A 10,593-nucleotide genomic window follows, 5' to 3' on the forward strand; every position below is an offset into this window, starting at 1 on the left:
AGAACGCTGTCAAGCGAGGGCGCGAATCTTCATGTGCGAATCCTGTGCTTTACGGGACGTGAACGTCAAGCACGGTGCGATGACGCTTTGCTCACCACCCGCAACGGCGCAGCGCCGCCTGCATCGCGACCGGCACGGAGGCCTCCACCGCCACCCGAACCCCCAGCGTGAAGGCCAGCCGCCGCGCCAGCAGGTGCAGCCCGCCCTCGGCCGCCGCCCCGTACATCGCATCCCCCAGGATCGGCCAGCCGCGTGCCGCGCAATGCACCCGCAGCTGGTGCGTCCGCCCGGTCTCCGGCGCCAGCTCCAGCCAGGCCAGGCCGTCCCCGCGGCCCAGCACCCGCCACCGCGTCAGCGCCGGCTGGCCCTTGGGGTCCACCACCATCCGCCACCCCGCCGCCTTGCTGCTCACCTTCAGCAGCGGCGCCTCGACCACCCCGGCATCCTCGGCGGGGCCGCCCACCACCACCGCCCAGTAGGTCTTCTCCACGGCCCGATCCGCGAACAGCGCGCCGAGTGCGGCCATCGCCGGCCTCGTCCGCCCCAGCGCCAGGCACCCCGCCGTCTCCGCATCCAGCCGATGCGCCGGCTGCGGCAGATGCCGCTTGCCCTGCCGCAAGCCCTCCAGCCAATCCTCGACCGATGGCAGGCCCGCGCGGCCCCGGCTGACCGCCACCCCGGCCGGCTTGTCGAGCACGATCACCGCGTCATCCTGGTAGAGCACTTGCGCGCCACCCCCGGCCATGCCTCCTCCTGCCCCATGAAGCCCCACGACCCCGACCGCATCTGCGGCACCGCCGCCGTCGCCGCCACCTTCCGCGCGCGCCCGGCCGCCGTCCTGCGGCTGTTCTACACGCCCCAGCGCCGCCCCGAAGCCGGGCGGCTCTGCGCCATCCTCGCCCGTGCGAAGAAGCCCTACCGCGAGGTGCCGCCTGAGGAGCTGGAGCGCATCGCCGGCACGCCCCACCATGGCGGCCTCGTCGCCGTCGTCCACCCGCGGCCGCTCCCGCTGCTGAACAACCTGCCCTTCCCCAAGATCCTGTTCGAGGCGCCGGTGCTGCCCATCCTCGACGGCATCGGCAACCCGCACAACCTGGGCGCCATCGCCCGCACCGCGGCCTTCCTGGGGTGCCGGGCCATGCTGCTCTCGGCCGATCCGCGCCAGGCCACCATCGCCGATTCCGCCTGGCGCACCTCCGAAGGCGCGCTCGAATCGCTCGAGGTGTTCAAGGTGCCGGACCTGCCCGGGCTGCTCCGCGCGCTCGCCGCCCACATGCCGATCCTGGCGGCGGTGCCCAGCGGCGGGACGGCACCCGGCGAGTCCGGAGGCAACCGGCCGGTTGCGCTGGTGTTGGGCAACGAGGAACATGGCATACCGGAGGCCACGCTCGCCGCCTGCACCGGGCGCGTCTCCTTAAAAGGGTCTGGGGCGGTCGAGAGCCTGAACGTGTCGACGGCGGCGGCCATACTCATCCACGCGCTGGCCAAATGAGTATAAGAGCCGGGAGAAGGAATTCTCCCGCACCCTCTTCTTTTATTTTTGCCTTTTTGGTGCTGGCAAGGCAGGCAGCGCCGGGTCATTCAAGGGTACGATGGACAACTCGACAGCTGCACTGAGCCTGGATGGAGAGACGCTGCGCTTCACGGGCGCCATCGATGCCCGCGCCGCCGAACGGCTCTGGAGCGAGGCCACCACCGGCGCCGCCAAGGCCAAGACCATCACCCTCGACAAGGTCACCGAACTCGACTCGATCGGGGCGGTGATGCTGCTCGGGCTCGACAAGCCGCTCGACGGCGCGCCCCCCAACATCGCCGAGGTGCTGGAACGCAACCGCCGCGCCTTGGAATCGGCACCGCCCGTGAAGCCGGAGAAGGAACTCCCCGCCATCCAGGCGCTCGGCGCCGGCGCCATCCGCAAGGCGCGGACCTTCGCCGGAACGCTGGCCTATATCGGCGAGGTCACCATGACCACGCTGCGCGCCCCCTTCCAGCGCGGCGGCATCCGGCCCGCCGAACTCATGCGCCACCTCGACGAGGCCGGGCTGCGCGCCTTCCCGCTCACCATCCTGCTCGGCACGCTGATCGGCGTGATCCTGGCCTTCCAATCCTCCATCCCGCTCAAGCGGTTCGGGGCGGAGATCTTCGTGCCCAACCTGGTCGGCATCTCGCTGCTGCGCGAACTCGGCCCGCTGATGGCGGCCATCATCATGTCCGGCCGGACCGGCTCCGCCTACGCCGCCGAACTCGGCACCATGGTGGTGAACGAGGAGGTGGACGCGCTGCGCATCATGGGCGTGGACGCCATCGCGATGCTGGTGCTGCCGCGCATCATGGCCGCGTGCCTGGCGATGCCGGTCCTCGCGCTGGTGATGGACCTCACCGGGCTGATCGGGATGACCGGGGTGATGGCCGCGCTCGGCTTTCCCTTCGTCGCCGTCACCTCCCAGCTCAAGCAGTGGCTGTCGCTGAAGGACCTGCTCGGCGGGCTGTTCAAGGCCGCCGTTTTCGGCGCGGCCATCGGCCTGATCGGCTGCCGGGCCGGCCTCTCCGCAGCACGCGGGCCGCGCGCGGTGGGTGACGCCGCCACCGGCGCCGTGGTGGGCGGCATCGTCGCCATCATCATCCTCGACGGCGTCTTCGCCATCCTGTTCTACCGGCTCGGCCTGTGACGGCGCGCCGCGAGCCCGGATGGGCGGACGTCCAGCCTCCGGCGCGCCCTCGCACGCCGCGAAGCCGACCCGCGCTCCAGTTCGCCGAACAACGCAGCGGTCATTCCTCATGACCGCCGAGACCGTGATCACGGTCGACGACCTCACCGTCGGCTTCGGCGGGCCGCCGCTGTTCCGCCACGTCTCCTTCGAGGTGCGGCGCGGCGAGGTCTTCGTCATCCTCGGCGGGTCGGGCTGCGGCAAGTCCTCGCTGCTCAAGGCGATGATCGGGCTGATCGAGCCCAGCCAGGGCACCATCACGCTGCTGGGCGAACAACTCGTGAATGCAACCGGGGAAGATCGGCGCGCGTTGTTGCGCCGGCTTGGGGTCATGTGGCAGTCCGGTGCGCTGTTCGGGTCCATGACGCTGGCGGAGAATGTCGAATTGCCCCTCGAGGAACACACGCGCCTGTCGCGGCCGGCCCGCCAGGCGGTGGCGCGTGCCAAGCTCGGGCTGGTGGGCCTCGGCGACGCTCAGGGCAAGCTGCCTTCGGAGATTTCGGGCGGCATGGCCAAGCGGGCGGGGATCGCGCGCGCCATGGCGCTCGACCCGCCGATCCTGTTCCTCGACGAACCCTCCGCGGGCCTGGACCCGGTGACCTCGGCCGGGCTCGACAAGCTGATCACCGACATCGCGCGTGGCACGGGGACGACCTTCGTCGTCGTCACGCATGAGCTGCAGTCGATCCTCGCGATCGGCGACCGCTGCATCATGCTCGACAAAGCCGCGCGCGGGATGATCGCCGAGGGCGACCCCAAGGAACTGCGCGACCATTCGGAGAACCCCACCGTGCGCGCCTTCTTCAACCGCGAGGCACCCTCCGACGCGCCGGAGGCCAGGCCGGCCGACACCAAGGTCGGCGCCTGATGGCGCGTCCCTCCCGGCTCTATCTCCGCGTCGGCACCCTGATCGTGGCCGGCGGCGCGCTCACGGTGGGCTTCGTGCTGTTCCTCACCGCCGGGCGCTTCCGCGACCAGGGTGTGATCTTCGAGACCTACCTACGCGAATCCGTCCAGGGCCTCGAGGTCGGCTCGGGCGTGCGCTACCGCGGCGTCGCGATCGGGCGCATCACCGAGATCGGCCTCGCCGCCGCCGAATACGGCCAGGGCCAGGCCACCGCCTATACCGGCGCCTACCAGCTCGTCGTCGTCCGCTACGCGGTGGACATGACAAAGGTCGGCCCGGTGCCGGAATACGCGGTGGCGATGGATATGGGCCTGCGCACCCGCATCGCCTCGCAGGGGCTGACCGGCCTGAGCTACCTCGAGCTCGACTTCATCGATTCCGCGCGCGGCCAGCCGGTCCCCGAACTGCCCTGGACGCCGCGCTACAGCTTCATCCCCTCCACGCCGTCGACCATCGTCGCGGTGACCAGCGCGGCGGAGGCGCTGGTCGAACGCCTCGGACGGCTGGATATCGAGGGCCTGATCAATGGCGCGACCCTGCTGGTGACCGACCTGCGCACCCAGCTCGGTGAAGGCGACGTCGCCCAGCTGGTGCGCGAGGGCTCCGCCACTCTGCGCACCCTGCGCGAGACCGCGAGCGCGCTGCAGGGCATCGCGCAATCGCCCGAGCTGCGCGCCACGCTGACCAGCGCGAGCCAGGCCGCCGCCGACCTGCGCGCCTCGCTGCAGCGCCTGCCCGCGCTGATCCAGACGCTGGAGGCGACCGCGCGCACCGCGCGCAACGTCAGCGGCGACACCCAGGCCGACCTCTCGCCGATCCTGCGCGACCTCCGCGCCACCACCGCCAATCTGCGGGAAACCACCGAATCGCTGCGCCGTTCCCCGGCCCAGGCGATCTTCGGCGGGCCGCCGGAGCGCCGATGATCCGCCGCAGCCTTGCTCTCCTGCCCCTGGCCGGAGCCCTGCTCGCCGCCTGCTCGGTGCTGCCCGACCGCCCCGCCGTCGACCAGCGACGCTACCCGCTCGCCCCCGCGCGGCCACCTGGCGGCAGGCGCGGTGCCGCGCGGCGCAGCCTGCTCGTGCGCCTGATGCGCTGGGCGCCGGGGCTCGACGCCCGCGGGTTGCGCAGCCTGACCGCCGAGGGCAACGAGACCAGCGACTACTACAATGAATGGACCGCGCCGCCCTCGGACCTGGCCGAGGAGGCGCTGCGCCGCTGGCTCACCGAGGCGCGGCTGTTCTCGGCCATCCTCACCCCCGGCACGCGCGCCACCGCCGACCTGATCCTGGAGGCCGAGCTGAACCAGCTGCGCGCCGAACCCAGCCTCGGCCGCGCCCGGGCCGGCATCGCCGGCGTGCTGCTCTCCGATGGCGGCGCGGGCACCCGCCTGCTGACCCAGTTCGCGATCGAGGCCGAGGCCCCGCTCGCCGCCGCGACGCCCGAAGCCGGGGCGGCCGCGATGACCGCCGCACTGGCCAATGCGCTGGGCCAGCTCGAGGCGCGCCTCGCCCCCTTCGCCTGACGAGGCGCCGTCCCTCGCGCCATGATGATCCAGTGTATCGCGACACCGCCGGTGGCGTCTTCGTTGCGCCCACGCTAGGCTCCGCGCCGCCCTTCCGGAGGAGAGATCCCGACATGACCCTGCGCCGCGTCCTGTTCCTCGCCGCACTTGCCATGGGCCTCGCCGGCCCGCCCTTCGCCGGCACCGGCCAGGCACAATCGACCGACCCCTCCTTCAACCTGGTCAACCGCAGCGGCCAGACCATCCTCGAGGCCTATGTCTCGCCCTCCACCGACACCAACTGGGGCGTCGATCGCCTCGGCCGCGACGTGGTGCCCAACGGGCAGAGCTACGCCATCCGCCTGCCCGCCGGGCAATGCGTGAACGACATCCGCGTGGTCTACCAGGACCGCCGCGCCGAGGAGCGCCGCAACCTCAACACCTGCAGCCTGACCGACGTGGAATTCCGCGGCCAGTCGACCCAGGCCGCGCCCGCCGGCCCCGGCGCCGCGCGCCCGCCCGGCCCGGCCGTCGCTGCGCCCGGCGGCAGCGCCCAGGGCAACCCCTCCTTCAACCTCGTGAACAACACCGGCCGCATCATCCGCGAGGCCTATGCGTCGCTCTCGACCGAGACCAACTGGGGCGAGGACCGGCTCGGCGCCGACACCGTCGCCATCGGGCGCAACTACCCCATCCGGCTGCCCGAAGGCCCCTGCATCTACGATGTGCGCATCGTGCTGGACAACAACCAGGCGATGGAACGGCGCAACCTGAACCTGTGCGACATCACCAACCTGGCCTTCCCGCAATAGCCTGAACATACTCGCCGGGGCATCGCCTCCGGCGACACCTGCCACGGGACCTCCCGGGGTCCCGCACTGCCCATCAGGACATCCGACCGCGGCGCGGCCGGATTTTTTCCGATCGCACATCGTCAAGCGCGTCACGGAGGGACCGATGAGCAAGCTTCAGGACGACTACCTGCCGAGTTTCCGGCGCACCAACCGCGCCATCGCCGAATTCGACCAGTCCAGCACGGCCGAGGCCGCGACCTACCCGGGCGGCTACTGCGCCGGGCTCACCGTGCACTGGCTCGCGCTGCGCCCCGGCGGCAGGAACTGGCCGGCGAAGCAGACCAGCCCCGAAGCGGTGGCACTCTCCAAGGCCGCCGCGGCCACCTACGCCAAATACCTCGGCGGCCACGCGAAGGCGCTGAGCGACAGCTCGGCCGTCGCCGTGGTCGGCCGGGGCATCTTCGGTGGACTGGGCGGCATCGAAGGCCTCGACGTGATGCAGCTCAAGGGCGCGCTCAACGCGGTGCTCGGCGACGTGAAGATGAGCATCGACGCCTCGCTCGAGCCCGTGCGCTGGTCCGGCGGCGACGGCCGCACCTTCATCCACGAGGTCGCGGTACTCGGCGGCGGCTTCTACTACATCGGCATCGCCTGCGATCAGGGCAGCCACGCGCTGGGTCTCAACGTCACCTCCAAGGCGACCGACAGCCCCTGCGAGTTCTTCGACCCCAATGTCGGGCAGTTGCACTTCGCCGACCCGGAGGAGCTGAAATGGTCCTTCGACACGCTGATGCGCAGCTACATGAAGGTGCTGAACTTCAACTTCAAATCCGGCTACGCGCTGCGGGTTCTGCCGCCGCAGATGAAGTTCGCGCCCTAGGCGCCGCGCGCGCGGCAGAGCGCGACTGGCATTTGCGTGACCGGCGAAAAGCGCCGCGCGGAGGTTTACCGGCGGCCTCCTCGCCCCACATCTCGGCGACGGGCGCGGCACCGTCGCGCACTCACCCGCGACCGCGCCTGACAGGAGAGATCACCATGACCCAAGCGCCTCAGACCCGCCGCACCCTCCTCATCGCCGGCGCCGGCGCCGCCCTGGCGATGGGCGCATCCGGCCTGCTCGCACCGCTGCGGGCGCAGTCGCTCGCCCCCACGCCCACCATGCGCGGCGGCGACAACAACTATCTCCCCGGCGCGCCGGTCGTGACCCGCATCGGCGGCGGCGGCTTCTGGCTGACCGGCACCGTCCGCCGCGCCGGCGACGGCGCCCCGGTCCCCCGCGCCCGCATCCAGGTCTGGGCGCACACCACCGAAGGCCATGAGCGCGACGAACGCAGCCACGGCGCCATCCTCACCGACGCGAACGGCGCGTTCCGGATCGAGATGCCGCAGATCATCCCCGCCTTCGGCCAGGCCCACGCCCACCTCGCCTACGACGCGGCACACGATAGCAACGGCTTCGAGACCGTCTTCCTGCGCCCGGTGATGCGCAGCGCGCGCGAGACCAGCCTGAGCGCGGATTTCGTGCTGCGCCGGGCGTGACCCGCCTGCGGCCGCTGCTGGTCTGGGCAGCCCTGGCCGCCGCGATGATCATCCCGATCGCGATCGCCGCGGGCAGCCCGCTGCTCGCCTGGCGCAACGCCGTCTATATCGCCGCGGGCTTCGCAGGCGTGGTCGCACTCGCCCTGCTCCTCCTCCAGCCCCTGCTCTCCGGATCCTACCTTCCGGGCCTGCGCCTGCGGCTCGGGCGGCGACTGCACGCCTGGGTCGGCGGCGCGATCGTCGCGGCCGTCCTCGTCCACGTCGGCGCATTGTGGATCACGAGCCCGCCCGACGTCCTCGACGCTCTGCTGTTCGACTCCGCCACCGACTTCTCCGCCTGGGGCGTCGTCGCGATGTGGGCCGTCTTCGCCACCGCCCTCCTCGCCGCATTCCGCAGCCGCATCCGGCTGATCCTCTGGCGGCTGTGCCACGTCGTCCTGGCCGCGACGATCGTGGTCGGCAGCGTCGTCCACGCCCTGCTCATCGACGGAACGATGGGCCTGGGATCGAAAGCAGCACTCTGCGCGCTGGTGCTGGTCGCAGCCGCCAAAGTCATCACCGACCTGCGGCTGCTGGCCGACCTGCGCCGCCTGGCAGGGCGGAGAGTGGCGCGGTAGGCGAAGCAAGGCCAGGGGCTCTGCCCCTGGACCCCGCCAGGATCGTGTCGATCCTGGACCTCCATCTGCTGGTTCCTTAGCTGGGGAGGGACGGCTCACCGTAGCAACTATACATCCTTCTGATATCTTAAGCAGGCGTCAGGTATTGATACGTCTTCGCCATTTTTAGGGTATCGTACATTTAAATACGATCCAGATGGCAGTGGCACGACTCGAAATCCCCGCTCCAAGCACGCCCTTGTGCAACGGTCCATTGCTTCTACGTGCAGCAATCCAGGCATAATAAAATAAGTCGGGCTGAAGCAATGAGCTTGCTGACCACTGTTATCATTCTGCATAAAAATTGCATCTCTGCGGCTACAAGCTGATATCACTAAGACCAATGCGATCAGCGCGAGTCGCAGAATCATGGCGTTCTGCCCCCGGTCCGAGCGGTTTCATCCAAAATGCCGTCAGCAAGGCGCGAAGCCATTCCGCAATCGCGCGCCAATTGCTTCCAAACGCAGGGCCAACACACGCAGGGGCCCGGGGATCGGCGCGATCCCCGGCGGAGGTTTGGAGGCAGAGCCTCCAAGCTTGCTTCCTCCCTCGTCAGTCTTCCTCGCTACGCCGGACGAGCACGTCGCGTTTGCCCACGTGGTTGGCGGCGCTCACCACGCCTTGCTTTTCCATCTGTTCGATGAGTTTCGCGGCCTTGTTGTAGCCGATGGCCAGGTGGCGTTGGAGGAAGGAGGTGCTGGCCTTGCCTTCGCGGGAGACGATCATGACGGCGCGGTCGTAGAGCGAGGCTTCGGCGTCGGTGTTGCCGCCGAGAATGCCGGATTCCAAGCCTTCGGCTTCGTCCTCGTCGACCTCGGTGACTTCGTCGACGTAGGTGGGCTCTCCCTGTTCGCGCAGGTAAGCGACGACGCGTTCGACTTCGTTGTCAGAGACGAAGGGGCCATGGACGCGGGTGACGCGGCCGCCGCCCTGCATGTGCAGCATGTCGCCCTGGCCGAGCAGTTGTTCCGCACCTTGCTCGCCCAGGATGGTGCGGCTGTCGATTTTCGACGTGACCTGGAAGCTGATGCGGGTGGGGAAGTTCGCCTTGATGGTGCCGGTGATGACGTCGACGGAGGGGCGTTGGGTGGCCATGACGACGTGGATGCCGGCGGCTCGCGCCATCTGAGCCAGGCGCTGGACGGCGGCCTCGATCTCCTTGCCGGCGACCATCATCAGGTCGGCGACCTCGTCGATGATGACGACGATCATGGGCAGGGGTTCCAGGGCCAGGGGCTGGTCCTCGAAGACGGGCTTGCCGGTCTCGGGGTCGAAGCCGACCTGGACGCGGCGGGTGAGCTGGTCGCCCTTGGCGCGCGCGGCGACGACCTTCTCGTTGAAGCCTCCGATGTTGCGCACGCCGAGCTGGCTCATCAGCCGGTAGCGGCGTTCCATCTCGCGCACCGTCCATTTGAGCGCGCCGATCGCCTTGGCCGGCTCGGTGACGACGGGCGCGAGCAGATGCGGGATGCGGTCGTAGACGCTGAGCTCCAGCATCTTGGGGTCGATCATGATGAACCGGCACTCTTCCGGCGTCAGGCGGTAGAGCAGGCTCAGGATCATGGTGTTCACCGCGACCGACTTGCCCGAGCCAGTGGTGCCCGCGATCAGCAGATGCGGCATGCGCGCGAGGTCGGCGACCACCGGCCCGCCGCCGATATCCTTGCCGAGCGCGAGGTTCAGCTTGCCCGGCCCGCGCATCCAATCCTCGGCGAGGAACATCTCCGACAGGTAGACCATCTCGCGCTTGGCGTTGGGCATCTCGATGCCGATGACGTTGCGCCCGGGGACCACGGCGATGCGCACGGCGACGACGCACATGGAGCGCGCGATGTCGTCGGCGAGTCCAATGACGCGGGCGGATTTGGTGCCGGGCGCGGGTTCCAGCTCATAGAGCGTGACCACCGGGCCGGGGCGGATTTCCGCGATGCGGCCGCGCACGCCGTAATCGTCGAGCACGCTTTCCAGCAGCCGCGCATTGGCCTGGAGGCTTTCCTCCGAGGGACCCGTCGCGCGGCGCGGCGGTGCCTCGACCAGCAGATCGATCGGCGGCAGCCGAAAACCCTGGTCGCCGAGGTCGAGGGCCGGCTGCGGCGCGCGGCTCTTCTGCGGCACCGGCACGGTCACGCGGGGGCGTGCGGTCGGCGGCGGCTCGGGGGCGAGGCTCTCGCGCCGGGCGGGCGGCTGTGTCACGTCCGGTGCGGCGCTACGCTGCATGGGCGGTGGCGCCGGCGGCTCCTGTGCGGAGGGGGGGACGGCGTGGGCGGCGGCATCGGCATTGCGCAGCATCTCGCCGAGCGTTACCTCGCTCTCGCCACTGCGACGGCCGAGGAGGGCGCTCATGCCGCGGCGAAACAGGCCGGGACGGGGCGGGCGGGGCGGCGGAGCGGCCTCGGCTTCCATGTCGCGCTCGGCGCGCGCCGGCATGGCGCTGCGCCAGCGCCCGGCGGCACCGACAGCGGCGCTGGCGGCGGCATTGCCGGCGACC

General features: G+C 70.3%; 11 protein-coding genes. 9 read left to right on the forward strand and 2 right to left on the reverse strand.

What is annotated here, in order from left to right; genetic code table 11:
* Nucleotides 1-91 precede the first annotated feature (91 nt).
* Nucleotides 92-745 (reverse strand): RluA family pseudouridine synthase, encoded by a 654-nt coding sequence (locus GXW79_RS04060; RefSeq protein ID WP_211873044.1) that lies wholly within the window; start codon nucleotides 743-745, stop codon nucleotides 92-94.
* A gap of 15 nt (nucleotides 746-760) precedes the next feature.
* Here GXW79_RS04060 and GXW79_RS04065 point away from each other — a divergent pair, with 15 nt between their 5' ends.
* The 9 genes from GXW79_RS04065 (at nucleotide 761) to GXW79_RS04105 (ending at nucleotide 8,066) form a co-directional block, all read left to right on the forward strand.
* The gene (locus GXW79_RS04065; protein ID WP_211873045.1) at nucleotides 761-1,492 is read left to right on the forward strand and encodes a TrmH family RNA methyltransferase; all 732 of its coding nucleotides are present in this window, start codon (nucleotides 761-763) and stop codon (nucleotides 1,490-1,492) included.
* Nucleotides 1,493-1,592: 100 nt separating this feature from the next.
* Nucleotides 1,593-2,669 carry an MlaE family ABC transporter permease gene (locus GXW79_RS04070; RefSeq protein ID WP_211873046.1) on the forward strand — a complete coding sequence of 359 codons (1,077 nt, stop codon included), beginning with the start codon at nucleotides 1,593-1,595 and terminating at the stop codon, nucleotides 2,667-2,669.
* Nucleotides 2,670-2,778: 109 nt separating this feature from the next.
* Complete coding sequence (locus GXW79_RS04075; protein WP_246503676.1) at nucleotides 2,779-3,576, forward strand: ABC transporter ATP-binding protein; 798 nt, start codon at nucleotides 2,779-2,781, stop codon at nucleotides 3,574-3,576.
* Nucleotides 3,576-4,538 (forward strand): MlaD family protein, encoded by a 963-nt coding sequence (locus GXW79_RS04080; RefSeq protein WP_211873048.1) that lies wholly within the window; start codon nucleotides 3,576-3,578, stop codon nucleotides 4,536-4,538. The genes GXW79_RS04075 and GXW79_RS04080 overlap by 1 nt, the downstream gene beginning before the upstream one ends.
* On the forward strand, nucleotides 4,535-5,137 hold the full coding sequence (locus tag GXW79_RS04085) for an ABC-type transport auxiliary lipoprotein family protein (protein ID WP_211873049.1): 603 nt from the start codon (nucleotides 4,535-4,537) through the stop codon (nucleotides 5,135-5,137). Before GXW79_RS04080 ends, GXW79_RS04085 begins: the two co-directional genes overlap by 4 nt.
* A gap of 113 nt (nucleotides 5,138-5,250) precedes the next feature.
* Complete coding sequence (locus tag GXW79_RS04090; RefSeq protein WP_211873050.1) at nucleotides 5,251-5,928, forward strand: hypothetical protein; 678 nt, start codon at nucleotides 5,251-5,253, stop codon at nucleotides 5,926-5,928.
* Nucleotides 5,929-6,073: 145 nt separating this feature from the next.
* The gene (locus tag GXW79_RS04095; RefSeq protein WP_211873051.1) at nucleotides 6,074-6,790 is read left to right on the forward strand and encodes a hypothetical protein; all 717 of its coding nucleotides are present in this window, start codon (nucleotides 6,074-6,076) and stop codon (nucleotides 6,788-6,790) included.
* Between the two features lie 155 nt (nucleotides 6,791-6,945).
* Entirely contained in the window at nucleotides 6,946-7,449 is a 504-nt protein-coding gene (locus tag GXW79_RS04100; RefSeq protein WP_211873052.1) for a peptidase associated/transthyretin-like domain-containing protein, read from the forward strand.
* Nucleotides 7,446-8,066 (forward strand): ferric reductase-like transmembrane domain-containing protein, encoded by a 621-nt coding sequence (locus GXW79_RS04105; protein ID WP_211873053.1) that lies wholly within the window; start codon nucleotides 7,446-7,448, stop codon nucleotides 8,064-8,066. Before GXW79_RS04100 ends, GXW79_RS04105 begins: the two co-directional genes overlap by 4 nt.
* 591 nt (nucleotides 8,067-8,657) lie before the next feature.
* Here the strand turns inward: GXW79_RS04105 and GXW79_RS04110 are convergent.
* On the reverse strand, nucleotides 8,658-10,593 hold a 1,936-nt coding region (locus GXW79_RS04110; protein WP_408901538.1), incomplete at its 5' end, for a DNA translocase FtsK.

Source organism: Plastoroseomonas arctica (assembly GCF_018128965.1).
Classification (GTDB): Bacteria; Pseudomonadota; Alphaproteobacteria; order Acetobacterales; family Acetobacteraceae; genus Plastoroseomonas; species Plastoroseomonas arctica.

What these genes read in the sequence shown, in the direction of transcription:
- GXW79_RS04080 (WP_211873048.1), top strand. Translation starts at nt 3,576, where the DNA reads ATGGCGCGTCCCTCCCGGCTCTATCTCCGCGTCGGCACCCTGATCGTG.
- GXW79_RS04070 (WP_211873046.1), top strand. Translation starts at nt 1,593, where the DNA reads ATGGACAACTCGACAGCTGCACTGAGCCTGGATGGAGAGACGCTGCGC.
- GXW79_RS04095 (WP_211873051.1), top strand. Translation starts at nt 6,074, where the DNA reads ATGAGCAAGCTTCAGGACGACTACCTGCCGAGTTTCCGGCGCACCAAC.
- GXW79_RS04100 (WP_211873052.1), top strand. Translation starts at nt 6,946, where the DNA reads ATGACCCAAGCGCCTCAGACCCGCCGCACCCTCCTCATCGCCGGCGCC.
- GXW79_RS04065 (WP_211873045.1), top strand. Translation starts at nt 761, where the DNA reads ATGAAGCCCCACGACCCCGACCGCATCTGCGGCACCGCCGCCGTCGCC.
- GXW79_RS04075 (WP_246503676.1), top strand. Translation starts at nt 2,779, where the DNA reads ATGACCGCCGAGACCGTGATCACGGTCGACGACCTCACCGTCGGCTTC.
- GXW79_RS04090 (WP_211873050.1), top strand. Translation starts at nt 5,251, where the DNA reads ATGACCCTGCGCCGCGTCCTGTTCCTCGCCGCACTTGCCATGGGCCTC.
- GXW79_RS04060 (WP_211873044.1), bottom strand. Translation starts at nt 745, where the DNA reads ATGGCCGGGGGTGGCGCGCAAGTGCTCTACCAGGATGACGCGGTGATC.
- GXW79_RS04085 (WP_211873049.1), top strand. Translation starts at nt 4,535, where the DNA reads ATGATCCGCCGCAGCCTTGCTCTCCTGCCCCTGGCCGGAGCCCTGCTC.